The organism is Pseudomonas sp. DNDY-54, from assembly GCF_019880365.1.
GTDB classification, from domain to species: domain Bacteria; phylum Pseudomonadota; class Gammaproteobacteria; order Pseudomonadales; family Pseudomonadaceae; genus Stutzerimonas; species Stutzerimonas stutzeri_P.
The window spans coordinates 2,140,586-2,167,469 of record NZ_CP082271.1 but is presented as its reverse complement, the minus strand read 5'-3'; the positions used below and the strand labels follow the sequence as shown (position 1 = coordinate 2,167,469).

General features: G+C 61.2%; 18 protein-coding genes and 1 pseudogene. 13 read left to right on the top strand and 6 right to left on the bottom strand.

What is annotated here, in order from left to right:
* Positions 1 to 43: 43 nt before the first annotated feature.
* Positions 44 to 544, bottom strand: a complete 501-nt coding sequence (locus K4O48_RS10065; protein WP_222911862.1) for a CinA family protein — start codon at positions 542 to 544, stop codon at positions 44 to 46.
* Between the two features lie 294 nt (positions 545 to 838).
* Here K4O48_RS10065 and glgA point away from each other — a divergent pair, with 294 nt between their 5' ends.
* The 7 genes and pseudogenes from glgA to K4O48_RS10030 all read left to right on the top strand — a co-directional run bounded on the left by glgA (position 839) and on the right by K4O48_RS10030 (position 12,798).
* Positions 839 to 2,389: a glycogen synthase GlgA gene (gene glgA, locus K4O48_RS10060; RefSeq protein ID WP_222911861.1), complete on the top strand. Its 1,551-nt coding sequence runs from the start codon at positions 839 to 841 to the stop codon at positions 2,387 to 2,389.
* A 12-nt stretch (positions 2,390 to 2,401) separates the two neighbouring features.
* On the top strand, positions 2,402 to 4,177 hold the full coding sequence (gene treZ / locus K4O48_RS10055) for a malto-oligosyltrehalose trehalohydrolase (RefSeq protein WP_222911860.1): 1,776 nt from the start codon (positions 2,402 to 2,404) through the stop codon (positions 4,175 to 4,177).
* Entirely contained in the window at positions 4,174 to 6,252 is a 2,079-nt protein-coding gene (gene malQ, locus K4O48_RS10050) for a 4-alpha-glucanotransferase (protein ID WP_222911859.1), read from the top strand. The genes treZ and malQ overlap by 4 nt, the downstream gene beginning before the upstream one ends.
* Positions 6,249 to 9,061: pseudogene (locus tag K4O48_RS10045) on the top strand (malto-oligosyltrehalose synthase). The gene malQ and the pseudogene K4O48_RS10045 overlap by 4 nt, the downstream one beginning before the upstream one ends.
* Positions 9,058 to 9,441 (top strand): DUF2934 domain-containing protein, encoded by a 384-nt coding sequence (locus K4O48_RS10040; protein WP_222911857.1) that lies wholly within the window; start codon positions 9,058 to 9,060, stop codon positions 9,439 to 9,441. The pseudogene K4O48_RS10045 and the gene K4O48_RS10040 overlap by 4 nt, the downstream one beginning before the upstream one ends.
* Before the next feature lie 99 nt (positions 9,442 to 9,540).
* The gene (glgX, locus tag K4O48_RS10035) at positions 9,541 to 11,691 is read left to right on the top strand and encodes a glycogen debranching protein GlgX (protein ID WP_222911856.1); all 2,151 of its coding nucleotides are present in this window, start codon (positions 9,541 to 9,543) and stop codon (positions 11,689 to 11,691) included.
* Positions 11,692 to 11,946: 255 nt separating this feature from the next.
* On the top strand, positions 11,947 to 12,798 hold the full coding sequence (locus tag K4O48_RS10030; protein ID WP_222911855.1) for a M23 family metallopeptidase: 852 nt from the start codon (positions 11,947 to 11,949) through the stop codon (positions 12,796 to 12,798).
* Positions 12,799 to 12,834: 36 nt separating this feature from the next.
* On the opposite strand, the gene K4O48_RS10025 is transcribed toward K4O48_RS10030, so the two are convergent.
* Genes K4O48_RS10025 through K4O48_RS10015 form a run of 3 tightly spaced genes read right to left on the bottom strand, consistent with a single transcriptional unit; the run spans position 12,835 to position 14,545 of the window.
* The gene (locus K4O48_RS10025; RefSeq protein WP_222911854.1) at positions 12,835 to 13,356 is read right to left on the bottom strand and encodes a cytochrome b; all 522 of its coding nucleotides are present in this window, start codon (positions 13,354 to 13,356) and stop codon (positions 12,835 to 12,837) included.
* Positions 13,357 to 13,405: 49 nt separating this feature from the next.
* A complete protein-coding gene (locus K4O48_RS10020; protein ID WP_222911853.1) occupies positions 13,406 to 13,687 on the bottom strand; it encodes a DUF2218 domain-containing protein in 282 nt (93 codons plus the stop codon).
* 30 nt (positions 13,688 to 13,717) lie between these two features.
* Entirely contained in the window at positions 13,718 to 14,545 is an 828-nt protein-coding gene (locus tag K4O48_RS10015) for a DODA-type extradiol aromatic ring-opening family dioxygenase (RefSeq protein ID WP_222911852.1), read from the bottom strand.
* A gap of 103 nt (positions 14,546 to 14,648) precedes the next feature.
* Between K4O48_RS10015 and K4O48_RS10010 the strand changes: the two genes are divergently transcribed.
* The 6 genes from K4O48_RS10010 to K4O48_RS09985 all read left to right on the top strand — a co-directional run bounded on the left by K4O48_RS10010 (position 14,649) and on the right by K4O48_RS09985 (position 21,131).
* On the top strand, positions 14,649 to 15,569 hold the full coding sequence (locus K4O48_RS10010) for a LysR family transcriptional regulator (protein WP_222911851.1): 921 nt from the start codon (positions 14,649 to 14,651) through the stop codon (positions 15,567 to 15,569).
* 313 nt (positions 15,570 to 15,882) lie between these two features.
* Entirely contained in the window at positions 15,883 to 17,145 is a 1,263-nt protein-coding gene (locus tag K4O48_RS10005; RefSeq protein ID WP_222911850.1) for a zinc-dependent alcohol dehydrogenase, read from the top strand.
* 14 nt (positions 17,146 to 17,159) lie between these two features.
* On the top strand, positions 17,160 to 18,077 hold the full coding sequence (locus K4O48_RS10000; protein WP_222911849.1) for a DUF72 domain-containing protein: 918 nt from the start codon (positions 17,160 to 17,162) through the stop codon (positions 18,075 to 18,077).
* On the top strand, positions 18,074 to 18,877 hold the full coding sequence (locus K4O48_RS09995) for an endonuclease/exonuclease/phosphatase family protein (RefSeq protein ID WP_222911848.1): 804 nt from the start codon (positions 18,074 to 18,076) through the stop codon (positions 18,875 to 18,877). Before K4O48_RS10000 ends, K4O48_RS09995 begins: the two co-directional genes overlap by 4 nt.
* The gene (gene clsB / locus K4O48_RS09990) at positions 18,874 to 20,109 is read left to right on the top strand and encodes a cardiolipin synthase ClsB (RefSeq protein ID WP_222911847.1); all 1,236 of its coding nucleotides are present in this window, start codon (positions 18,874 to 18,876) and stop codon (positions 20,107 to 20,109) included. The genes K4O48_RS09995 and clsB overlap by 4 nt, the downstream gene beginning before the upstream one ends.
* Positions 20,106 to 21,131, top strand: coding sequence for a lysylphosphatidylglycerol synthase domain-containing protein (locus K4O48_RS09985; RefSeq protein ID WP_222911846.1), 1,026 nt, complete (start codon positions 20,106 to 20,108; stop codon positions 21,129 to 21,131). The genes clsB and K4O48_RS09985 overlap by 4 nt, the downstream gene beginning before the upstream one ends.
* Before the next feature lie 112 nt (positions 21,132 to 21,243).
* Here K4O48_RS09985 and glgB read toward each other — a convergent pair whose 3' ends face one another.
* Both glgB and treS read right to left on the bottom strand, forming a co-directional pair.
* Positions 21,244 to 23,460, bottom strand: coding sequence for a 1,4-alpha-glucan branching protein GlgB (glgB, locus tag K4O48_RS09980; RefSeq protein ID WP_222911845.1), 2,217 nt, complete (start codon positions 23,458 to 23,460; stop codon positions 21,244 to 21,246).
* Positions 23,457 to 26,780, bottom strand: coding sequence for a maltose alpha-D-glucosyltransferase (treS, locus tag K4O48_RS09975; protein ID WP_222911844.1), 3,324 nt, complete (start codon positions 26,778 to 26,780; stop codon positions 23,457 to 23,459). Before treS ends, glgB begins: the two co-directional genes overlap by 4 nt.
* Between the last annotated feature and the right edge of the window lie 104 nt (positions 26,781 to 26,884).

Below are 26,884 nucleotides of genomic sequence, written 5' to 3'. Positions count from 1 at the left end.
CCTCTCGGTGCGCGCCAAGGCCGGCTGCGCACCCACCTCCTTATCAATCGTGCTCGGCCAGTTTGCGTAACAGCTGCTCGTACTTGGAAGGCAGTTGCTCAAGCCCGTAGCGAGCGGCCTGCTTGCGGATCTGCACCCGGTCCCCTTCGAACTGCACCGTCTCGCTGATGCTGACCTGGCGTTCGCCTTGCATCAGTGCGAAGGCATAACACTGCGTGCCGCCGGGGTCCTCTTCACTGTCGTCCGCAACCCCCGTGTTGGCGATGGCGATATCCGCGACGCTGGCATTGAGCGCACCGACCGCCATCTCGGTGGCGACCTCCTCGCTGGTGAGGCCGAAAGTCTCGATGGTTTCGAAACTGACATGGAGCAGCCGATTCTTAGCTTTTGGCGAGTACACGACGAAGCCGCTGTCGAGCACGCGGCCGCAGCCCGGGATGTCGCCCAGTAGCGAGGCCATCAGTCCGCAGGTGCAGGATTCGGCCGTGGTTAATTTCATCTTTTTGTCGCTTAAAAACTGCACGATTTCAGCAAGGTCTTGCATGGTCTGGACTCCGACTACCGGCGGGGAAACACCTCGATTCAGTCAATTTTCGGAACCGGCCTGTACGAGCAAAGTTCCCGCTCGTGGATTCCATCAGAAACTGAGAACTAATTCACAGCGGTCCGGTCATTTCCAAGGTAGGGCCAACGCAGCTCTACGCCGCATAGCAAGCGGCTCCAATCTAAAATCATTCTTGTCGTGCTCATGGTTCGCAGCCCTAGAGAGGCGCTGCGTGGAAACAACGTGCTTGTGGCTGGCTCGACGCGAAAACGCCGGCCACTTGGGGAAAAGCTTATGAGTATCGCCGCAGTGAACACCCGGCCTGCCCGTCTGAACGCACCGCTTCGTCCAGACAAATCCGTCGAACGGCCAGTGCTGCAACTTCGCACTACGCAGGACGACAAGAAGAAGATTCTCTTTGTGACGTCGGAACTGACCGATTTGGTCAAGACCGGAGGGTTGGCCGACGTCTCTGCCGCGCTGCCCAGGGCGTTGAGCGAGCTGCACGACGTGCGGGTGCTGATCCCTGGCTATGCCCAGGTCATGCAGCATGCCGAGTCCATTCGTATTGTCGGCAGCGTGCTTTCGCACGGCGATCTGCCGTCTTGTCGAGTAGGTCGCCTCGATATGCCGGATGGCCTGATCATTTACGTGTTGATCTGCCCCGAGCTCTATGACCGCGATGGTCTGCCTTACGGCGATGAACACGGCGTGGATTGGCCGGACAATCCGGTTCGCTTTGCTCGCCTGTGCATGGCTGCAGCGGATATCGCCGCGGGTACCGCGGGGATTCGCTGGGTTCCTGACCTGGTCCACGCCCATGACTGGCCGACCGGCCTGACGCCTGCCTATATGCACTGGCGTGGCCTCAACACGCCGTGTGTGTTCACCATTCATAACCTGGCGTACCAGGGCAACATAGACATGAGCCTGCGGCGCTCGCTGGGGATTCCGCTGGAAGGCTGCGGGCCCGAGCGTATGGAATTCTACGGCGCGCTGTCGCTGCTCAAGGCCGGCATTGCCTACGCGCAGCATGTGACCACGGTCAGTGCGACCTATGCGCGCGAGATCACCACGCCGGAGTTTGGCTGCGGCATGGAGGGCTTCCTGAGCATGAAGGCCCGTCAGGGCATGCTCAGCGGCTTGCTCAACGGCATTGACGAGAGTTGGGAGCCGCAGAGCTGCTCACACCTCGTCAGCCCGTTCAGCCCTAATGACTGGTCGGGCAAACAAGCCAATGCTGAACATGTCCGTGAGCTATTCGGTCTGGAGGCTGGCAACGGTCCGTTGTTTTCGGTCGTCTCGCGCCTCGTGCATCAAAAAGGGATCGACCTGACCATCGCAATCGCCGAGACCATCGTCGCGCGTGGCGGACAACTGGCCATTCTCGGCCGTGGCGAACCTCACATCGAAGATGAAGTGCGGCGCCTCGCCGAGCGATTCCCGGGCCGTGTTGGCGCGCACATCGGCTTCAACGAAACCGATGCACGCCGACTTTTTGCCGGCAGCGACTTTCTGCTCATGCCGTCGCGCTACGAGCCGTGCGGCCTGAGCCAGATGTACGCCCAACGCTTCGCCTCATTGCCCATCGCTCACCGCACTGGCGGGCTCGCCGACAGCATCGACGATGGCGTTACCGGCTTCCTCTTCAACGAGGCCACGGTCGAGAGCTATCGCGGCGCCGTGGAGCGAGCCTTGTACGTTCATCAGAATCCAAAATTACTTAATGCGATGCGCTGCCGCGCCATGAGCGGTGGGTTTTTCTGGAGCCACGCAATCGAACCCTATGACCGGTTGTACCAGCAATTGCTGGGCATGCGGCGCCAAGCCAATGCTGTTTCCTAACGAGGTCAATCAATGCAAAACAGGCCTGCCCGCAACGGGCAACACGGACCGGTGCTACTCGATGACTCGCGTACTCGGTTCAGGCTCTGGGCGCCAGACGCGCAAAGCGTCAGCCTGGTAATAGTCGGCGGCGAAACGCTGCCGATGCAGGTCAATGACGACGGCTGGTACACCGTCGAGGCGGACGCCGGTGCCGGTACCCATTACGCTTTTCTCATCGACGATGAACTACAGGTCCCTGATCCGGCCTCACGCGCGCAATCGGCCGACATTCATGACCCGAGCATCGTGGTTGATCCAGCTGCTTATCAATGGCGCAACGGGGAGTGGCAAGGGCGCCCTTGGCATGAAACCGTTCTGTATGAGCTTCACGTCGGCAGTTACGGCGGCTACGCCGAAATCGAAAAACGCCTGCAAGACCTGGCTGACCTGGGCGTCACTGCAATCGAACTGATGCCCCTCGCTGAATTTCCCGGCGATCGCAACTGGGGCTACGACGGCGTGCTGCTGTATGCGCCGGAAGCCTCTTACGGCACGCCCGATCAGCTCAAGCACCTGATCGACACGGCGCATGGCCTCGGTCTGATGGTCTTTATCGACGTGGTGTACAACCACTTCGGCCCGGACGGCAATTACCTGCACCGCTACGCCAAGCATTTCTTCCGCCACGACCAGCAAACGCCGTGGGGCGATGGCATTGATTTCCGTCGCAGCGAAGTACGCGATTTCTTCATCGATAACGCGTTGATGTGGCTGATGGAATACCGCTTCGACGGGCTACGCATGGACGCGGTGCATGCGATTCCGGACCGGACCTTTCTGCCCGAGCTGGCCGAACGCGTTCGTGCCGAGGTCGAGCCCGGTCGTCATGTGCATCTCGTGCTGGAGAACGAAGACAACCGTTCCAGTCTGCTGACGCAAGGCTTCACCGCGCAGTGGAATGATGACGGCCACAATGTTCTGCACACCTTGCTGACCGATGAAAGCCAGGGCTACTACGCCGACTATCATCGCGACGCCACCGACAAGCTGGTCCGATTTCTCGGCGAAGGCTTTATCTATCAGGGCCATGAGAATCGTCGCGGTGAATCCAGAGGCGAACCGAGCGGTCACCTGTCCCCTACCTCGTTCGTGCTCTTCCTGCAGAACCATGACCAGACTGGCAACCGCGCCTTTGGCGACCGACTGATTGGCCTGACCGATCCGGACGCCCTGAAAGCGGCCACGACGGTATTGCTGCTATCGCCGATGATTCCGCTGTTGTTCATGGGCGAAGAATGGGGCGCTCGCGAGCCGTTCCTGTTTTTCACCAGCCACCACGGCGAGTTGGCTGATGCGGTGCGCGAAGGCCGCCGCGGCGAGTTCGCCGAATTTGCAGAGTTCGCCGATGAGCACACCCGTGAGCGGATCCCGGACCCGAACGCCGTGGAAACATATGAGGCCTCCAAGCCTGACTTCAGCAAACGGCAGCAGCCGGAACAGGCGGAGTGGCTGGCGTTGTATCGCCAGCTGCTCGGTATCCGCCACCGCGAGATCGTGCCCCGCCTCGAGGGCTCGCAGTTCCTCGGTGCGCAAGCACTGGGTGAGGCTGCCGCCCTCGCCCGCTGGCGTCTGGGAGACGGCAGTGAACTGCGTCTGGAACTGAACCTCAGCGACGTGGACGTACCGATCAACCCTGTGTCGGCCAACGCGCGACTGCTGCACTGCAGCCGCAGCACCGGCGCGGAATCCGACGCCAGCACCCTGCATGCTCGCTCCGCCAAGATGTATCTGGAGACCGCACGATGAGCGATGAACGACTCAACCGCCTAGCCGAGGCGGCCGGCCTGTCCATCGACTGGGTCGACGCCGATGGGCGTGACCAACGGGTAACACCCGAGGTATTGAGGGCCGTGCTGAACGGGCTGGGCCTCGCGGCCGACAGCGATGAGGACATCGCGCGCAGTCTCGAGAAATTGCACGCCACCAATGGCGACGCCAGCCTGCCGCCGCTGCTGACGTTGGACCAAGGTTCCGTCTTGGACCTAAGCCCCTATTTCGAGGCATCGACGGGCTATCGCCTTGTGCTCGAAGACGGCAGTCGTCGCGAAGGCACGCTGAACGACCAGGCTCGTTTGGCGCCGATCGAAACACCCGGCTATCACCAATTGGAGGTCGCCGGGAAGCGCTTGACCGTTGCGGTCGCCCCCCGTGCGTGCCCGAGTGTCGAGAGCGTCGCTGGTGCTAACGCGTGGGGGCTTACCGCTCAGCTATACAGTCTGCGGCGCCCGGGCGACGGTGGCTTGGGCGATACGCTCGCGCTGGAACAGCTTGCGCGCAATGCCGCTGCCCATGGCGCCGACGCGCTCGGGATCAGCCCCATCCATGCGATGTTCACCGGGAACAGCAGCCAGTACAGCCCTTATTCGCCGTCCAGTCGCCTGTTCTTCAATATTCTCCACAGCGCGCCCGAAGCGATATTGGGTGAAACCCCTGTGCGACGCGCCATTGAATCCTGCGGTCTGCACGACGAATTGGAGCGCCTGGAACAGCTTGAGCTGGTCGACTGGGACTCCGTATCCAGGACGCGCCAGTGCCTGCTCCGTGCGCTGTATGACGACTTCGCCAAAGGTGGAAATGCCCAGCAAGCCGACTTCGACAGCTTTCGCGAAGCCGGTGGCGAGGCGTTGGAGAACCATTGCCGCTTCGAGGCGCTGCATGCCTCGCTGCTCGGTCCCGAAGGGTATCCGCAGCACTGGCGCGACTGGCCGGAGGAATACCGTAAGCCGGACAACCCTGCGGTCGAGCGCTTCGCCCAGGCGCATGCGGAGGACGTCAGCTACTACGCGTTCTGCCAGTGGTTGATTGCGCGCGGCCTCGAGCGCGCGCAGATCGCCGCACACAGTGCCGGGATGAAGATCGGCCTGATCAGTGATCTCGCGGTAGGCGCTGACGGTGGCGGAAGCCAGGCCTGGAGCCGCCAGGACGAAGTATTAGCCGCGCTGAGTGTCGGTGCACCGCCGGACATCATCAATCGTCAGGGGCAGAGTTGGGGCATTTCCGCGTTCTCGCCGTGGGGTCTCAAGGCTCACGGCTATCGGGCATTCATCGAGATGGTTCGCGCCAATCTGGCCCACGCCGGCGGTATGCGGATCGACCATGTGATGGGCCTGATGCGGTTGTGGGTGATGCCGGAAGGCGCCGGCCCTACCGAGGGTGCTTACCTCAATTACCCGTTCGATGACCTGCTACGACTGCTCTCGCTCGAGGCCTGGCGTCGCAACGCGGTGATTCTGGGCGAAGACCTTGGAACCGTTCCCGAGGGGCTGCGTGAAAAACTGGCCGATCGCGGGCTGTTGGGCATGCGCGTGTTGTTCTTCGAACGCGACAATCACGGCACCTTCAAGCCGCCCGCGCACTATCCACGAAGCGCTATTACCACCTCCACCACCCATGACCTGCCTACGATCAACGGCTGGTGGCAAGGCCATGACATCGATTGGCGCATCCGTGTCGGCCAACACCAGGAGCACGAACGACCGGCGCAGCTGGAAGAGCGCGAACGAGAACGCGCTGGGCTGCTTCGCGTCTTGCGGGAGTTCGCGTCAGAGGTTGACGGCGAGCTCACTGACCCGGAGGTGCTGGCGGATGCGTGCAGCGCGTTCATCGGCCACACGCCCGCACCATTGGTGCTGTTTCCGATCGAGGACGCGCTCTGTCTGCTCGAACAGCCCAACATGCCTGGGACCACTGATACCCACCCCAATTGGCGACGCCGTTACCCCGGCGAGAGCGCCACGCTACTCGACAACCCAGCCTGCACGCGCCGCCTGGAAACCCTAGCTAATGCCCGAAAGCAGCCCACTGGAAGCAACCCACGATGAGAGAACTTAGTGCCACGCTGCGATTGCAGTTCCATCGTGACTTCACGCTCGACGACGCGACGGCGCTGGTCGACTACTTCGCCAACCTGGGCATCAGTCACCTCTACGCATCGCCGCTGCTGACTGCCCGACCCGGTTCGATGCATGGCTACGACGTCATCGACCCCACTCGCATCAACCCTGAGCTGGGCGGTGAAGCCGCCTTGCGTCGTCTGGTCGATGCGTTACGGGCCAAAGGCATGGGCCTGATCCTCGATATCGTCTCGAACCACATGGCCGTCGGTGGCTCGGGCAATGCCTGGTGGCTGGACGTCCTCGAATGGGGGCGCCGGAGCCCGTACGCGCAGTTCTTCGATATCCAATGGAATTCGCCCGATCCGTTGCTTGAAGGCCAGCTGCTGGTGCCGTTTCTGGGCAGCGACTACGGCGAGGCGTTGCAAGACGGCAAAATCCCCCTGCGGCTGGATGTCGAGAACGGCGCGTTCTACGCCGAACATTACGAGCACCGCTTTCCGATCACGCCGCCCAGCTACGGTGAAATTCTGCGGCTGACGGACAACCCGGAGCTGCGCGCCCTCGCCCAGCACTTCGATGCGCTGCGCACCGAACCCGCGCCCTACCAGACCGCCCGACAACTGCGCGCAGATCTGGCTCGCCAGCTTGAAGACGATGCAACCCGGCAGACGCTGGAGGACGCGCTCACCCACTACGACTCGACAACCGAAGAAGGCTTCAGGCGGTTGCACGGGCTGTTGGAGCGTCAGAACTACCGCCTCGCCAGCTGGCGGACGGCGGGTGACGACATCAACTGGCGGCGATTCTTCGACATCAACGAGCTCGGCGGGCTGCGTGTCGAGCGGCCGGTAGTGTTCGAAGAAACCCATGCAAAGATTTTCGAGCTGATCAGCGAAGGCCTGGTCGATGGTTTGCGAATCGATCACATCGACGGTCTGGCCAACCCTCGTGGCTATTGCCGGCGGCTACGGCGACGCGTCGACCGGCTCAACGCCGCCCGCCCCGCTGAAGCGGCGCAAGACCACGTGCCGATCTATGTTGAAAAGATCCTCGCCGAGGGCGAACGCCTGCATGACGACTGGGGCGTGGACGGCACCACGGGCTACGAATTCATGAATCAGGTGTCGCTGCTACAGCACGACCCAGCGGGCAAAGGCGTCCTGTGCACACTGTGGAGTGAAACCGCGGAGCGTCCGGACGATTTCATGGAAGAAGTGCGTCAGGCGCGCCAGTTGGTCTTGACCGGACCGCTCGCCGGCGACTTCGAAACAGTCGCTCAGGCCCTTCTGCAGGTCGCTCGCTACGACGTGATGACGCGCGACATTACGCTTGGCGCCATCCGCCGTGCGCTGTTGGAGCTGATCGTGCACTTCCCGGTGTACCGCACCTACATCGGTGCCCGCGGTCGGCGCGAGGCCGACGAGCCGTTCTTCCAGCAGGCGTTGGCCGGCGCGCGCACCACACTCGGCGAAGCGGACTGGCCGTTGTTGGACTTGCTTGACCGCTGGCTCGGCGGTGAAAGCTTGCGCTCGCTGCCGCCTGGACCGGCGCGGCGCATCCGTCGCTATGCCTGCACACGTTTTCAGCAGCTCACCTCGCCTGCCGCCGCGAAAGCCGTGGAAGACACTGCCTGCTATCGCTCCGGGGCTCTGCTGTCGCGCAATGACGTGGGCTTCGACCCACAGACGTTCAGCGCGCCGGTGGACGCGTTTCACGCCGAATGCCTGGCGCGCGCCGAACACTTCCCGCGCAACCTGCTTACCACCGCGACCCACGACCACAAGCGAGGCGAAGACACGCGCGCGCGGATGACCGTGATCAGCGAACGGGCCGAATGGTTCGCGGCCAAGGTGCGTCATTGGCGACAGCTTGCCTATGGGCAGCGCCAGGAGCTGGCTGACGGACCGGCTCCCTCGGCGGGCGATGAGATGCTCTTGTTCCAGATTCTCGTCAGCAGCTGGCCGCTGGACCTCGCCGTGGATGATCAGCCGGGGCTGGAAGCCTTCTGCGAACGAATCATCAAGTGGCAGGAAAAGGCCGTGCGCGAAGCCAAACTGCGCAGTACCTGGACCGATCCCAACAGCGAATACGAGGGCGCCTGCCAACAGTACTTGCGTGCCCTGCTACTGGGCGACGAATGCAGAACGCTGCGTACCGACATCGCCGGCGCCGCGGTCGAACTGGCCCCGGCTGGGGCGTTGAATAGCCTGACCCAGACGCTGTTGCGCATGACCACACCTGGCGTGCCGGACCTCTACCAAGGCGCCGACTACTGGGACTTCAGCTTGGTCGATCCAGACAATCGCCGGCCGGTGGACTTTGACCAGCGCCGCGCGACGTTCGACCTACAGGCAAAACCTGCCGAACTGCTGGCGAACTGGCAGGACGGTCGTATCAAGCAGTGGCTCATCGCACGGACCTTGCGGTTGCGGCGGGCTCAGCCACGTCTGTTTACCGAAGGGCGTTATGTGCCACTGAAGATCGAAGGTGAGCACGCTGACCAGCTTGTCGCCTTTGCCCGAGAACGGGATGGCAGCTGGCTCGTCGTGATTGCCGCGAGGCTCGCCAGCGGGCTGCTCGGCGACAGCAGCAGTCCGCAGATTCCAGCGGAGCGATGGAGCGACACCCATGTCCGATTGCCCGATGCGCTGAGCGGTCATGCGTTGGAGCGACTTTTTGACGGAATGACAGTCACACCCAAACAAGAGGGTTTGGCTGCAGCTGAAGTTTTGCAACATCTGCCAGTAGCGGTTTTACACCTTAGATCAGTTCAACAGGAGAATCAGAACGATGACTAAAAACGAAGCGCGGATTCGTGAGCTCGCGTACGACATCTGGGTATCCGAGGGTCGCCCTCATGGTGAAGATGCCCGCCACTGGGAGATGGCCCGCAAGCTTGCCGAGGCGGAAAGCGGCAAGCCAACCGAGAAACCTGTAAGTCGTGCGCGCAAAACGGCGACTAAACCGACCGACGCGACACCTGCAGTTAAACCTGCCAAGTCGGCGAAAACCGCGAAAGACGCCAAGGACCCGAAGGACGTCAAGCCCGCCAAGGCTGCCGCCGCCGCCAAGGGCTCTGCGGAACCCAAGGCCAAAGCGGGGACTGAGGCCGCCGAGGGGATACCGGCCGGTGTGAAGAAAACCCGCGCTCCGCGCACCAAGAAAGAATCCTGAACGACCGCACGGTTCGACCCGACCCATTCAGAGCGTCGGGCGGACACGGCGTTCTATTGCCTTGCACAGCATCGATCACGAGCTGCCATCGGAGATTTCATGAGTAGAAAAAAACCTGCGGCGCCTCAGATTCTGACCCCCTCGCGTATTCGCGAAGGGCTGCCCTTCCCGCTTGGCGCCACCTGGGATGGGTTGGGAGTCAATTTCGCGATCTTTTCTGCGAATGCCACCAAGGTTGAGCTGTGTCTGTTCGATTCCGATGGCGAGACCGAGCTCGAGCGTATCGAGCTGCCCGAGTACACCGACGAGATCTGGCATGGCTACCTGCCTGACGCCCACCCGGGGCAGATCTACGGTTACCGCGTTCACGGGCCGTACGCACCCGACGCGGGGCATCGTTTCAACCCGAACAAGCTGCTGATCGATCCCTACGCCAAACAGCTGGTGGGTGGCCTCAAATGGTCGGAGGCTCTGTTCGGATACACCATCGGCCACGCCGATGCGGACCTCAGCTACGACGAGCGCGACAGTGCGCCCTTTGTGCCAAAGTCCAAGATTATCGACCCTGCTTTCACCTGGGGGCATGACCGTCCAGTGCAGGTGCCTTGGGATCGGACCATCATTTACGAGACCCATGTGCGCGGCTTCACCATGCAGCACCCTTCGGTACCCGAGGACATGCGCGGGACCTTTGGCGGTTTCAAGACGGCGGAAGTTATTGATTACGTGCGCAAGCTCGGCGTCTCGTCAATCGAGTTCCTGCCAATTCATGCCTTCGTTCAGGACCAGCACCTGCTGGAAAAAGGGATGAGCAACTACTGGGGTTACAACAGCATCGCGTTCTTCGCGCCGCAACCCCAGTACCTTGCCAGCGGCAAGATCAGCGAATTCAAGGAGATGGTCGCGCACCTGCATAACGCCGATCTCGAAGTCATTCTCGATGTGGTCTACAACCACACCGCCGAGGGCAACGAACTCGGCCCGACCCTGTCCATGCGCGGCATCGACAACTCTTCGTACTACCGACTGATGCCGGACGACAAGCGCTACTACATCAACGATTCAGGTACCGGCAACACGCTGGACATGAGCCACCCCTGCGTCGTCCAGATGGTCACGGACTCGCTGCGTTACTGGGCTGAGGAAATGCACGTCGATGGCTTCCGTTTCGACCTGGCGACCATCCTCGGTCGGGAGCACGGTGGCTATGACGAGCGCCACGGATTCCTCGTCGCCTGCCGTCAGGACCCGGTTCTCGCCAAGACCAAACTGATCGCCGAACCCTGGGACTGTGGCCCTGGGGGTTATCAGGTCGGTCGGTTCCCGCCCGGCTGGGCGGAGTGGAACGACCAGTACCGCGACACCGTGCGGGCATTCTGGAAGGGCGATTCCGACCAGCTCCCCGATTTCGCCAGCCGCCTGACCGGTTCCGGCGACCTGTTCAATCAACGTGGGCGCAGGCCGTTCAGCTCGGTCAACTTCGTCACCGCGCACGACGGCTTTACGTTGAACGACCTGGTTTCCTATAACCACAAGCACAACGAAGCCAACGACGAAGACAACCGCGACGGCAGCGATAACAACATCTCCTGGAACCACGGCGTTGAAGGGCCCACCGACGACCCGGAAATTCGGGAGCTGCGCTTCCGCCAGATGCGTAACTTCTTCGCCACCCTGCTGTTTTCACAAGGCACACCGATGATCGTCGCGGGTGACGAGTTCGCACGAACCCAGCGCGGTAACAACAACGCCTATTGTCAGGACAGCGAAATTGGTTGGGTCGACTGGGATATCCCCGAAGAAAGCAGTGCGCTCCAGGCGTTTGTTCGCAAATTGATTCGCCTGCGTCAGCGCTACCCGATGCTGCGACGGGGTCGCTTCCTGGTCGGCGCCTATCACGAAGAGTTGGGCGTGAAGGACGTGACCTGGCTGGCGCCGCATGCCGAAGAAATGACCGTCGAGCACTGGGAAGACGGCAACAACCGCTGCATGGGCATGCTGCTCGATGGCCGCGCTCAGCCGACCGGTATCCGCCGGACTGGCTCGGATGCGACGCTGCTGATCATCGTCAACTCCCACCATGACGTGGTGAATTTCACGCTGCCCGAGGTACCTCAGGGCATTTACTGGAATCGCCTGATCGACACAAACAATCCCAATGCCCGAGCCGAGCGCTTTGATTTCAGTAATGAATACGGCGTCACGGGTCGGTCGTTGTTGTTGTTCGAGTTGATCAAAGAAGAGGACTAGCGGCAGCAGGCGACTCTTCGTCTTCCGCTCTGAGGGCCCCGAATTTCGGGGCCCTGCTGTATTCGAACCCGGCGTCGCCCTGCCTTCGGCAGCAGCAGCGCCCGCCGTACTCAATCGTTCGTTGGATATCGACGTGCGGTAGTGAACCCCCACACGGACCTTCAGTCCCAACCCCAGCGCGGCATACATGAAATCGACGGATTTGTTCCTGCACGCCGCATGCAGGTTGTCCCATCCGTGACGGATCACACGCTTATGGCTTCGACTCGGTTCATTGTTTCACTTGCTTTGCTCCTCAGCTTTTCCGCTCCCGCCCTGCCCGTTCTGGCCGGTGGCGCGATCACCAACGCGACGCTTTCGGCGGGCAAACCCGGCAACGTTCGGCTGTTCGTCAACCGGGTCGGCTCTGGTAAGGCGATGGATGTTAGCAACGACACGGATGTGCCCGTTGAGGTGGTGTTGCGCCTGACGCGCATGGTCAATGTCGCCGGCGTCGGCAAGGGCGTTATTCGCAAGACGGTCCCCGCGCGCACCCGCGTGCGAATCGCCACGTTGCGTAAACGCCAACCCGGTTACCCCTTGATGTTTCAGCAGTCATTCAGCTATTCGCTGATCTACTCACCAGAGCCTGGCAAAAAAGGCACGGTCGGCGGCTACGCCTATGCACTTCCCTGGAAAGGCGGCCCGTTCCGTATTTCCCAGGGCGCCGGCGGTGACTACAGCCATAACTCGCCAAAAGGCCGTTATGCCGTGGACGTGGCCATGCCTGTTGGCACGCCGATAATCGCCGCCCGTGCAGGCACGGTCGTGAAGGTGCGTAACAGTCAGAACGGTCGGCTGCCTGATCCGGCTGGCAACTACGTGCGGATTGTTCATGATGACGGCACGCACAGCGCGTATTTGCACCTCAAGCGCGGCTCCGTGCAAGTCAAGGCGGGGCAGCAGGTCAAGGCCGGTACATTGCTCGGTCATTCCGGTAACACTGGGCGGAGCACTGGCCCCCACCTGCATTTTGTCGTGCAGAAACCTTATGGCGAGTCACTGGTGTCGATTCCCTTCCGCTTTTCCCGGCCTGTGGACGCCCTCCCCAACTTCGCCCTCAATTGAGAGGGCGTTTGGGAGCGATCGCGCCTCTGCAATTGGTCACAGCATCCGTCGCATGATGTCGTCACGTTTGACGTAGTGGTGATAGAGCGCGGCGGCGGTATGGCCAAGCACGAGGATGACGGTGAGCCACGCCAGCGGCGAATGCAGGCTGCCAATCGACGCCGCCCAGTCAATTTCAGGTCCCTTGGCAACCAATTGCGCGCCAAACACTTTCAATCCATAACCGTTGCCCAACATGTAGAGCAGACCTGTTATCGGCATCAGCACCATGCAGGCATACAAGGCGAAGTGCCCGCTCTTGACCAATGACGCGGTAGCCGGGTCGTGCAGCGGGCGTTGCTTGTACTGGCGTACGAACCAGACAATCCGAAGCACCACGAGCACGAATAACAGCACGCCCAGGGATACGTGCCACGGCACCAGTGTCTGTCCGATCCAGTGTTCGCCCTCGGAAATACGGTCGCCGAGTTTGAGGAACTGCCACAGGATCAATAACGTCATCAGCCAGTGAAAGAGGCGCGACACGCTTCCGTATTTGTCTCTCGAGTCGTTGATCATCAGACACTCCTTCAGCTGTAACGGCGACGCCCGCCGTTGTGGATGGGGTTCAAGCCTGCCAGTCGAATGCCAGCGCCTCGTCGTTCCCCATGCGCTGCAAGTGGTCGGCAACCACGGTCTGCATGCGCTGTAACTGCTCTTCTTCGGACGCCTTGAGCGTGACCTGAAGGCCACCCTGCGTGTTGTGCAGGGAGCAGGTGCCGATCGGGAGTTCGATGTCCGCACCCTCCGGGCTGAGTTGCACAGGGAATTTATGGCGCCAGTGGTTGCTCAGCCGTTTGATTAGCCGCTCGGCATTCGGTGTGCTGACGCTTGCGCGGGATTGGTACATTCAAGTCACTCCAGTTGGTCAATTAGCACGTCAGCCGAAACGATACGCCGACAGCTGGGTTTCCATCACGCGATCGCTGAAAATCTTGCGCCCCGAAGATTGGTCGCCAGCTCCGGCGGCCACCAGAAGCGGCAACAGATGCTCCTCGCTTTGTGGCGGATGGCAGAGCCTCGCCGAGGGTGCCTGCTCCCAATGGACCAGCGCAGTGTCCCGCTGTTCAGGCGCGGACTCAACGGCCTCAGTCAGCCACGCATCAAACGCCTCGGACACCGGACCGAAACGCGGATCACCGTAGCCGCGCATGTTGTGAAAGCTCATCCCGCTGCCAACGATCAACACCCCTTCATCACGTAACGGAGCAATCGCATGGCCAATGTCGAGGTGCGCTTTAGGATCCAGGTCATGCCGCAATGACAGCTGCACCACCGGAACGTCGGCGTCTGGAAACATCAGCTTCAGCGGAATAAAGGTGCCGTGATCGAACCCTCGCGCCTGATCCGCGGCGGCCGCGATCCCTGCTTGATCGAGCAGCGCGAGCAACCGAGCGGCGAGTGGCGGATCGCCGGGCGCCGGGTAGTGCAGCTGGTAGGTATGCGCAGGGAAACCGCTGTAGTCATAGATCAAGTCAGGCGCGGCGTTGGCGGTGACCGTCGGCTGCTGTTCCAGCCAGTGACCGGATACCAGCACGATGGCGCGCGGTCGCTGCGGCAGTGTTGCCGCGACTTCCTTGAGAAACGTCGCCATCCGGTCCCACGCGTCGACGGGATTCCACTCCATGAAAAAGCAGGGACCGGCACCGTGAGGTACAAACAGCGTAGGCATCTGTGTCGGCGCTGGCGTGTTGGCAGGCTGGCTCATGTCATCGTCCTCTTGGCGAGTGATCCGAGAGTATGGATTACACTCCGATTGACATGAACAGGCCATAACGCCAGTTCAGTTCCAACTGTGAGTAGGAAATGAAATGCTCGACCGAATCACCGGCATGCGTGTGTTCACCCGTGCGGCCAGCGCCGGAAGCCTGTCCGCCGCCGCACGGCACCTCGGCCTTTCACCCGCCATGGCAACCAAGCATGTCGATGCATTGGAGGCTCGACTCGGGGTCAAACTGTTTCATCGCAGCACCCGGCGTTTGAGTCTGACCGCCGCCGGGAGCAGTTACCTCGAAGCGTGCCTGCGGATATTGCCGGAGATTGACGAAGCCGAGGCCAGCGCCGCTTCGCAACGGGTCGAGGCCTCAGGGCTGTTGCGCATGAATGTGCCGCTGTCGTTCGGCACACGCTTCATTGCGCCGCTGATGCCCGCGTTCAGCCGCCGTCATCCTGCAGTCAATGTCGAACTTGGCCTTACCGATAGTCAGGTCGACCTTATCGACGGACGCTGGGACATGGCGGTACGCATTGGCCGTCTGGCAGACAGCCCACTACAGGCCCGCCGTCTCGCGGATTGCCCAATGCTGGTCTGCGCCTCGCCGGGTTACCTCGATCAGCATGGCGTGCCACGGCGTGTGAGCGATTTGTCCCGGCACAATTGCCTGGGCTACAGCCTGTCGAACCTGTTGGGCGACCGAGAGTGGGCGTTCGGCCCGTCCGGTGAATTCCGGGTGCCGATCGCCGGTAATCTCGTGGCCAACAACGGGGCGGCTCTGGTCGCCGCGGCGGTTGGTGATCAGGGTGTGATCTACCAACCGCAGTTCATCGTCGCGGCGGCGCTGAGCCGTGGTGAGCTGGTTGAGATCGAGCTCGACCAGCCGCCGCTGGGCCTCGGCGGCATTCATGTGGTCTACCCGCCGGATCGCCGCCCGCCCGCCAAGGTGCGGGCGATGATTGACTACCTCGTCGAGGCCTTCTCCGGCGAACTGCCATGGGTGATCCCCAACGCCTGAGGCTCTGCTCGGCCCTGCCCCAGAGCGTCGCTGGCAAAACGCATGGCTGACACTTCAACCGACACCCAAACGCGCTCCCTGCGCGGCCCGCTCTCTGCTTGTCTGAAAAAAAGATGAACCGGGAAAGCCGCGATCAGTCCGAATGAATGTGCCCCTGCTCGGCACTACGTGCCGCGGATGACCCGCCGACCCTAGTTCGGCAGCGGCGCCGAAGGCGCACCGGTCGGCGGTGATGCGCCGCCCGACTCGCAGGACACCCATCATTCATGCCCTTTGAGCCACGCTGGCTCGAACGGTGCGTTACGGAGTAGCCATGAAAGCAGTCGTTTATCACGGTATCGGCGATATCCGCCTTGAAGACGTAGACGAACCACGCATCGAGGCGCCGACCGACGCCATCGTACGCATCACCGCTTCGGCCATCTGCGGGACGGACCTTCACTTCGTCCGCGGTACGGTGAGCGGCATGAAGCCGGGCACTATCCTCGGTCACGAAGCCGTGGGCATTGTGGAAGAGCTCGGCGAGGACGTGCGCAATCTGCAAATAGGCGACCGCGTTGTCATCCCGTCAACGATCGCCTGCGGCAACTGTTCCTACTGCCGTTCCGGCTATTTCGCCCAGTGCGATGTGGCCAACCCGAACGGCAAGGAAGCCGGCACCTCGTTCTATGGCGGTCCGTCGGCGACCGGGTCCTTCCACGGGCTGCAGGCCGAAAAAGCGCGCATTCCCTTCGCCAACATCGGCCTGGTCAAGTTGCCCGCCGATGTCAGCGATGATCAGGCCATCCTGCTTTCCGATATTTTCCCGACCGGGTATTTCGGTGCTGAGATGGCCGAAATCCGCTCGGGCGATACCGTGGCGGTTTTTGGCTGCGGTCCGGTCGGCCAGTTCGCCATTGCCAGCGCAAAGCTACTCGGTGCCGGGCGCGTGTTTGCTGTGGACCAATACGACGATCGGCTTCGCATGGCGCAGCAGCAAGGCGCGGAGATCGTCGATTTCAACCGTGAAGACCCGGTCGAGACGCTCAAGCGGCTTACGGGAGGCATCGGTGTCGATCGCGTGATCGACGCGGTCGGCATCGACGCCGAGCACGGGTGCTGCGGCGGTAAGCCGGCTGACGTCGAGGCGACGGGGAATGCGCAATGGCAGCCGGGCGACGGGCCGTCGCAGGCGCTGGAATGGGCAGTGCAGAGCCTTGCCAAAGCCGGCACGCTGTCCATCATCGGAGTCTATCCACCGGATGCGATGACCTTCCCCATCGGCCTGGCGATGAATAAGAACATCACCATGAACATGGGCAACTGCCATCACCGCAAATACATCCCGCGGCTGATCGAGATGATCCAGGCACGGCGCATCGATCCGGCGAAGATCCTGACGCAGGTGAAACCGATGACCGACGCCATCGCGGCCTTCGAGGCGTTTGATTGGCGGGAACGCGGCTGGATCAAGGTTGAGCTGCAACCGCAACGCAGCAACCCGAGTGGGGTCGGTTCGGAGGAGAACGTGGTCGACGAAGCAATCGCCGACACCTTTCCTGCTAGCGACCCGACCAGCATGCAAAACCCGCGGTAGGACTGGAGCAGGCGATGGCAGCCATCCATATTGGAATTTCAGGCTGGCGCTATGCACCTTGGCGAGGCGACTTCTATCCCAAGGGGCTTACCCAGAAGAACGAGTTGAAGTTCGCCTCGCGTGCCGTGAGCAGTATCGAGATCAACGGGTCCTTTTACTCGCTACAACGGCCAGAGCTGTACGCGGGCTGGTATGACGAAACGCCGAAGGGCTTTGTCTTCAGCGTCAAGGCGCCCCGCTACATCACGCATATCCTGCGGCTGCGGGATGTGGAGAAACCCATCGCGAATTTCCTCGCCTCCGGCGTGCTTGCACTGAAGGAAAAGCTGGGGCCGATGCTCTGGCAGTTCCCGCCGTCGTTCAAGTTCGATCCCGAAACCTTCGAGGCTTTCCTTGCCTTGTTGCCTCACGATACCGAGGCCGCGCTGGCCATGGCGAAAGGCTGCGAGGCGCGCATGGAGGGTCGCAGTTACTTGCAGATCGATCGCAAGCGCAAGCTGCGGCACGCCGTGGAAATCCGTAACGAGAGCTTTGTCGATCCGGCCTTTGTTGCGCTGCTGCGCAAGTACAACGTCGCGCTGGTGGTCGCCGATACCGCGGGCAAATGGCCGTATCGCGAGGACCTCACCAGTGACTTCGTCTACATCCGGCTACACGGCGCCGAAGAGCTCTACACCAGCGGCTACAGCGAGGAGGCGCTGGATAATTGGTGCGAACGCATCCGCCGTTGGCACCAGGGTCAGCAGCCGGACGATGCCCATCTCATCTCCACCGCTAAACCGCCGTCACGCAAGGCGCGAGCGGTGTATTGCTATTTCGATAACGACGTGAAGGTCCGAGCGCCTTACGACGCGCGACAACTGTTGCGCCGGCTCGGGCTGGAGGAAAACCTGGAGACCACTCCGGGCCACCTGGAAGGAGCATTGGCTTGAATCTGGATAAGAATCACCCGCTCGACAGCAGCGACCTGGACGCCCACATGTCCACGGCGGTCAATGCCGTACGCCTGCTGACCGTCAATACGCACAAAGGCTTCACCGCACTCAACCGTCGATTCATCCTGCCGGAACTGCGTGAAGCGGTCCGGTCGGTTTCCGCCGATGTCGTGTTCCTGCAGGAAGTGCTGGGCACCCATGAAAAGCATGCGATGAAATTTCATGACTGGCCCAAGATGTCCCAGTACGAATTTCTCGCCGACAGCATCTGGACCGATTTCGCCTACGGCCGTAATGCGGTCTATCCGGATGGTGATCATGGGAATGCGCTGCTGTCGAAGTTTCCTATCACGCGCTACGAGAACCTCGACATTTCCATCGCCGGCCCCGAACGTCGGGGCTTGCTGCACAGCGTGCTGCAGGTCCCCGGACATGACGAGTTTCATGCGATCTGCGTGCATCTGGGGCTGCGCGAAAGTCATCGCCAGCAGCAGCTGACCCTGCTCTGCGAGCTGCTCGACTCGTTACCGAAGGACGCACCGGTGGTGGTCGCCGGCGACTTCAATGACTGGCAGTTGAAGGGTGCCAAGGTGCTTGATCGCTGCGCGGGCATGCATGAAGTGTTCGCCGTTTCCCAAGGCAAGGTCGCAAAGACCTTTCCCGCGCGCTGGCCCATGCTGCGCCTGGATCGCATCTACGTGCGAAACGCGACGAGCCATAAAGCGCGAATTCTGGGTAACAAACCATGGACGCACTTGTCCGATCATCTGCCCTTGGCGGTGGAGATACACCTATGAATTTTCACTGGAGAGACGGGAATCGTCTTCAGTTGCTGGAAAACGGAGAGGAGTTTTTCCCTGCCGTGTTCGAGGCCATTGCGGCCGCCGAAAAGGAAGTCTTGTTAGAGACTTTCATTTTCTTCAAGGACAAAGTTGGTACGGAACTACAACAGGTGCTGATCGCGGCAGCGGAGCGCGGCGTGAGCGTCGATGTCACCGTCGACGGCTATGGCTCAGCGGACCTCGACGGCGAGTTTGCGGCAGCGATGACCCGTGCGGGTGTGCGCATCCACATGTTCGACCCCGGCAAGCGTCTGCTGGGTAAGCGGGTCAACGTGTTCCGTCGCATGCACCGCAAGATCGTCGTGGTCGACGGCGCTCTGGCATTCATTGGCGGCATCAACTTTTCTGCGGACCACCTCGGCGACTTCGGCCCTGCCGCCAAGCAGGACTACGCGATGCAGGTCGAAGGACCCGTGGTGCATGACATTCACCGCTTTGCCATCAGCACTATCGCTCCGGTGCAACCGAACCGACGTTGGTGGCACCGCCGTGTGCGTACGCAAAGCAATGGCTTTGTGGGCGTCAGCCGTGGTGAAGCGCGGGCGCTGTTCGTCACTCGTGACAACAACGATCACCGTAACGACATCGAGCAGCACTACCTGCAGGCGATCCGTGACGCCCGCTCGCGGCTGCTCATCGCCAACGCGTATTTCTTCCCTGGCTATCGGGTGTTGCGGGAAATCCGCAATGCCGCGCGGCGCGGCGTCCGGGTCAGGTTGATCCTGCAGGGCGAGCCGGACATGCCGATCGCCAAGTTCGGCGCCCGGATGCTTTACAACTACCTGATGAGCGATGGCGTCGAGATTCATGAATACTGCCGTCGGCCGCTGCATGGCAAGGTGGCGCTGGCTGACTACGAATGGTCAACGGTAGGTTCCAGCAACCTCGATCCGCTCAGCCTGTCGCTCAACCTTGAAGCGAACCTGATCATCCGTGATCACGTATTCAACCGTCAGCTGCACGAGAAACTGGATCAGCTGTTGCAGGAACACTGCCGACGCATTCCGCTCGAGCGCATCATTCGCGGCTACTGGTGGCGCGCCCCGCTGGCCTTTCTGATCTTTCACTTCCTGCGGCATTTCCCGCAGCTTGTCGGCTTCTTCCCTGCCCATCGGCCCAAGTTGCAGTTGCTCGATCCCGAACCGTTGGAGCCTTCCCCGGCGCCCTTGCAAAGGGATCAACAATGAATGAGTCCGACACCAACAAGCCGGCCAGCGGCTGGAAACGTCGCTGGCCGCTGATCAAAAAAATCCTGACCTATGTCTTCTTCATTCTGGTTGCCGGCTTACTGATAGGCCTCGCACGTAACGTCGACTGGAACGAAGTGCTGACCACGTTGCGCAATTACGATGCGAAAACCCTGTGGATGGCCGGTGCCGCCGCCTTTGCCAGCTACACGGTGTATTGCTTCTTCGATGTGCTTGGCAAACGCTATGCGCAACACAACCTGCCCGTTCGGCAGATCCTGCCGGTGACCTTCGTCTGTTACGCCTTCAACCTCAATCTCAGTGCCTGGGTGGGCGGCATCGCCTTGCGCTATCGCCTGTATTCTCGCCTCGGTTTGCGTGCTTCGCAGATCACCCGCGTGTTCACCATGAGCGTGCTGACAAACTGGCTGGGCTATATCTGGCTGGCTGGGCTGATGTTCGTGATGGGCTGGATCACGCCGCCCGATTCGTGGGAGATCGGCCACATGGCGCTGCGCGTGCTCGGTGGTGGTCTGCTGGTCCTCGCGTTGGTTTATCTGTGGGCATGCGGATTCTCCAAGCGTCGGCACTGGACGATTCGCAAACATGAAATCCATCTGCCTTCCCTGCGGCTGGCTGCTGTGCAGATGCTACTGGGCGCGTCCAACTGGGCGCTGATGGCGCTGGTCGTCTATTTCATGTTGTCGCAAAAGGCGCCTTACCCCGAGGTATTGGGGATTCTCATGATCAGCAGCATTGCGGGTGTCATCGCGCACATTCCGGCCGGGCTCGGCGTGATCGAAGCGGTATTCGTGGCGATGCTTGCTGGCGAACTCAGCAACGGGGCCATCGTGGCCGGCCTGATCGGCTATCGGGTGGTATACTTCTTGGTGCCGCTGTTCTTCGCCACCATCCTGTATGTCGTCCTTGAGGCGCGCGCGAAGAAGCTGCGTTCAGGCAACGAGGCCCAGCCTCAGCCCGGCGATGAGCAGACTGAAGAGCACCCACCCACGGCGGCCTAATTACGCGCGGGTGTGCCGTTTGGTCAGTACCAGACAGTAAAACGCCGGGATGGCTATCCACCGCCCCGGCTTTTTTTAAGTTGGTGGCGCCCCTTTCGAGGCGCCGGTATCGCTACACCTGTGGTCGCAGGATGATCACGCCCAGAGGTGGCAGTGTCAGCGTTAGTGATACCTCCTGCCCATGCGCCGGCACCTGCTCAGCCTGCAGCCCGCCGCCGTTGCCCACGTTAGAGCCGCCGTAACACTCGGCATCGCTGTTGAAAACCTCCAGCCAACGGCTGTCTACCGGCACGCCAACCCGATAGCCCTCACGTACGACCGGCGTGAAGTTGCCGACAACCAGTAGCGGATGCCCTGTAGAACTCTTGCGCAGCCAGGCAAACACACTGTTGGCGCGGTCATCGCCGATCAGCCATTGGAAGCCGGCCGGGTCGGCATCGAGTTCATGCAGCGCAGGTTCCTGGCTGTACAACCGGTTGAGGTCACGGACCAGGTTCTGTGCGCCGCGGTGATCGGCTTCCTCCAGCAGATGCCAATCCAGTTCACGGTCGTGACTCCACTCGCGCCACTGGCCGAACTCACAGCCCATGAACAGCAGCTTCTTGCCTGGATGCGTCCACATGAACGACAGGTAGGCCCGCAAATTGGCGAATTTCTGCCAACGGTCGCCCGGCATCTTGTCGATCAGCGAGCCCTTGCCGTGCACCACTTCGTCGTGAGAAATCGGCAACACAAAATGCTCGGAATAGGCGTAGACCATGCCGAATGTGAATTTGTCGTGATGGTACTGACGGTTGATCGGGTCTTCCTGGATGTACTGCAGGGTGTCGTGCATCCAACCCATGTTCCACTTGTAGGCAAACCCCAATCCGTTCTCGGATGTGGGCTTGCTGACGCCTGGGAACGCCGTCGACTCTTCGGCAATGACCAACGCACCGGGCGTCTCAGTCGCGACCACATCATTCAGATGACGCAGGAACTCGATGGCTTCCAGATTTTCGCGGCCACCGTGGCGGTTCGGAATCCACTCACCTTCCTTGCGTGAATAGTCCCGATAGAGCATCGAGGCGACCGCATCGACGCGCAGTGCATCGATGTGGAACTCACGCAGCCAGTGAAGCGCCGAGGCCAGCATGAACCCATGCACCTCGGTGCGGCCCAGGTTGTAGATGTAGGTATCCCAATCCTGATGAAAGCCTTCGAACGGGTGCGCATATTCGTACAGCGCCGTACCGTCGAACTCGCCCAGTCCGTGGGCATCGGTTGGAAAGTGGGCTGGCACCCAGTCAAGAATCACCCCCACCCCGGCGGCATGGCAGGCATCGACGAACGCCGCGAAATCATGCGCGTTGCCGTAACGTGCACTGGGTGCGAACTGCGACAGCAGCTGATAGCCCCACGATCCACCGAAGGGGTGCTCCATGATCGGCATCAGCTCGATATGGGTGAAGCCCATATCCACCACGTACGGGATCAGACGCTCGGCCAGTTCATGCCAGTCGTAGAGGCGGCCATCGTCACCGCCATCACGGCGCCATGAGCCTGCATGCAGTTCGTAAATCGTCATGGGCGCCTTGATGGACTGGCGTGCCACACGCTGTTGCAACCAGGCCTCGTCTTTCCACTCGTATTCAAGCGGATGAGAGATCACGGACGCCGTGCCCGGAGGCAACTCGGTCGCCAGCGCCACTGGGTCCGCCTTCAAAGGCAAGATGCCGTGCTGGCCGAGAATCTCGAATTTATAGCGATCACCCGGCTGCAGTCGAGGAATGAAAATCTCCCAGACGCCCGATGGGAACCGCAGGCGCATCGGATGGCGGCGGCCATCCCAGTCATTGAAGCTACCCACCACCGATACCCGGCGTGCATTGGGTGCCCACACGGCGAACCGCACGCCCTGCACACCGTCAACTTCCATAGGCTGAGCGCCGAACACACGTCCGATCTGGCGGTGATTGCCTTCGCTGAACAGGTGCATGTCCACTTCGCCCAGCTGCGGGCCGAAGCTGAACGGGTCTTCGGTGATCTGCTCTCCGCCGGCCCAGCGTATTTTCAGCAGGTAGGGCTGCGGGTTGGTCAGACGGGTGAAAAAGAATCCGGGGACCTGTCCCTGCTCCATGGCAGCGAGAACGCGACCACCGGAGCGCTCCAGCACCTCTACGCCGAGCGCATTCGGCAGATAGGCGCGTACCACCAGGCCATCCCCATCAGGGTGCGGCCCGAGTATGGAGAACGGATCACCATGCTCCGCGCGTACCAGCGCGTCCACATCGGAATCTTTGGGTAACAGGGTTTCACCGGGCATGGTCACAGCCGGACGATCAATCATTGGGAACCTCCATCGGAAATCTGTTGAGCCAGCGTCGCCAGTCCCTGAAGGGGAACGGAGAGCCAGGCCGGGCGGTTCTCTGCCTCGTAGGCCACTTCGTATGCAGTCTTCTCTAAGCTGAACAGCGCAAGCGCAGCGTCAGCACCGGCGGCATCCTTCCAGGCGTGCGGCATCTGCGCCGTAGCCTCGCGATAGGCCTCGAGGAACACGGTGCGTGCGCTGTGCTGATACGTGTCGGAAATGTTGCGTCGCGCCAGAACAGCCGCTTCGGAACTGTCGCTGGTCTGCGCGTTGCGCAGGGTCATTGCCGTTGCGTATTCGAACGAACGCAGCACACCGGCCACATCCTTGAACGGGCTCAGCTTGCTTCTACGCTCTTCCAGCGAACGCGCCGGCTCGCCTTCGAAGTCGATGAAGTACGCATCACCCTGCGCCACCAAGATCTGTCCCAGGTGCAAGTCGCCATGCACCCGGGTGCGCACGCCACCCAGGGTACGATCGGCGAGCCGTTTGACCTCTGCCAATAGCTGGTCACGTTGCCCCAGTAGCTGGTCGACCATCACTGTGGCCTTGCGGTCCAGTTCGCCGCGGCGGTTCTGCAACAGCTCCAGCGCGCGGCTGACCTGGCCGGAAATCGAGGCTGTCCATTCCTTGGTATCGGCCGAACGCGTGGGCTCACTGGCAAACGCGGCGTCGTCGGTTTGCTTCGCCAACGTCATGTGCATTTCACCCAGTCGCTGTCCCAGCAACCGGTTAAAGGCTTCGAGTTCTTCAAGTGCGCTGAACTGGTTTTCATGCAGCGACACGCCACCGGCAATCTGGTCGCGCACAGCCCGGTCGAGGGTGTTGAGCGTCCATTCCCATGCGTCGCCCTGGTTGTCGAGGAAGCGCTGCACGACCATCAAGGCGTACTGTTCGCCCTGTTTGTCGACGCGTGTCACCTGGCCAAGCATGGCCGAAATATGGGTGAACCCCTGTTCGGTCAGGAAGCGTCCCATCTCCAATTCCGGGTGGACCCCTGCCGACACACGCCGCAGCACCTTGATCATCATGCTGCTGCCAATAATTGCGGAGCTGTTGGATTGTTCGGCCGTGAGATAGCGCACCTCGGCATCGTCGGTGAGATCCACCTCCGCCAGTTGTGCCATGGGTTGGAACCGTATCTCGCCGTCACCGCATGGCAAGGTCTGTTCCTCGCGCAGCCCCTGGATGACGCCCAACACGAATTGCTTCAGCGCAAACGCATCGGTCAGCAAGCCGACCTGCGGTCCGCGGCGAACACGAGCCATCGCCAGCTGTTGCGGCAGGGCAATGTCAAAATCACTCTCATCCAGAAAGCCCAGCGGCAACTGATACAGATCGGTACGACCCGCCGCCTCGACTGCAACTTCACTCAGCAGCACGGGGCGCTGCGAATCCCCAAACGGAACGGTGTAGCAGATCTTGATCGAATCGATGGTCGCGTCCTTGCTGGCAAACCACCGCCGTTTTGGCAAGTACGACGGCAGGGATTCTGTCTCGAGAATTCGCCTGTTGGCGGAAGTAAGCGTATCCAGGCGCTTGAGAACGAGGGTTTGAAAGTCAGGCATGGTTTCCACCGGTTCCTGGTGCCAGCTGGGCATCTGATGACTGGTTGCCAGCTGGAACCAGTAGAAGCCGTACGGTGGCAGGGTCAGCAGATACGGCAATTGGCCGATCGGCGGGAAGGCGCTGCCACCGACCATTTCCACCGGCACCATGCCGGCGTAAAGCGACAGCTCCAGTTCAGCCGCCTGAGCAGAACGCGACACGTTGGCGACGCAGAAAATCACTTCGGTTTCCCCGGTGGCCGTCGTGAATTCCCGAATGTAAGCGAGGATGCGACGGTTGCTCGGCGCGAGCATTTTCAGGGTGCCGCGACCGAACGCCTTGAACTGCTTGCGGATACTCAGCAGCCGGCGCGTCCAGTTGAGCAGCGAGTGCGGATCACGCTGCTGTGCCTCTACGTTGATCGCCTGATAGCCGTACAGCGGGTCCATGATTGGCGGTAGCACCAGGCTCGGCGGATCGGCCCGGGAGAAACCGCCGTTGCGGTCCACCGACCATTGCATCGGTGTGCGTACACCGTCGCGGTCACCGAGGAAGATGTTGTCACCCATGCCGATCTCGTCGCCGTAGTAAATCACCGGCGTACCAGGCATCGACAGCAGCAGGCTGTTGAGCAGCTCGATGCGGCGACGGTCACGCTCGAGCAACGGCGCCAGGCGTCGACGAATGCCGAGGTTGATCCGCGCACGCTTATCCGAGGCGTAGTAGTTCCAGAGATAGTCGCGTTCCTTGTCGGTCACCATTTCGAGCGTCAGCTCGTCGTGATTACGCAGGAAGATCGCCCACTGACAGTTCTCGGGGATGTCCGGTGTCTGGCGCAGAATGTCGGTGATTGGAAAGCGGTCTTCCTGGGCCAGCGCCATGTACATGCGCGGCATCAGCGGGAAGTGGAACGCCATGTGGCACTCGTCCCCTAACCCGCCGTCTTCGCCACCGAAGTACAGCTGGGTGTCTTCCGGCCACTGGTTCGCTTCGGCCAGAAGCATGCGATCCGGGTAGTTGGCATCGATTTCCGCGCGGATCTGCTTGAGCACCACGTGGGTTTCGGGAAGGTTTTCGTTGTTCGTGCCATCGCGCTCGACCAGATAAGGAATGGCGTCCAGACGCAACCCATCGATCCCGAGGTCAAGCCAGTAGCGCATCACACTGAGCACCGCTTTCATGACCTGCGGATTGTCGAAGTTGAGGTCCGGCTGGTGGGAGTAGAAGCGGTGCCAAAAGTACTGTTGAGCAACCGGGTCCCAGGTCCAGTTCGAGGTCTCGGTGTCGAGAAAAATGATCCGCGTACCGTCGTACTTGTCGTCAGTGTCTGACCAGACGTAGAAATCCCGCGCGGCGGAGCCCTTCTTCGCCTTACGCGCCCGCTGAAACCAGGGGTGCTGGTCAGAGGTGTGGTTGATGACCAGCTCGGTGATCACCCGCAGTCCCCGTTTGTGCGCGGCGGCGATAAAACGCCTGACATCGGCCATGGTTCCGTATTCAGGATGCACACCGCGGTACTCCGCGATGTCGTAGCCATCATCCCGCCGTGGCGAGGGGTAGAACGGCAACAGCCAGATGGTATTCACACCGAGGTCAGCGACGTAGTCCAGCTTCTCGATCAAGCCCTGAAAGTCACCAACGCCGTCGTTATTTGAGTCGTAGAACGATTTGAGGTGGACCTGATAGACCACCGCATCCTTGTACCAGAGGGGATCTTTGATGAAGGCGGCTGGTTTGCGCGCTTTGGCCATGTTCTCGTTCCTTTCATGAACTCCAGAACCCGGCGCTGGAAGCAACCGGGTGGAGACTGAAAAAGTGCGTAAGCCTTAGGTACAGGATTCGATTAACTGCACAA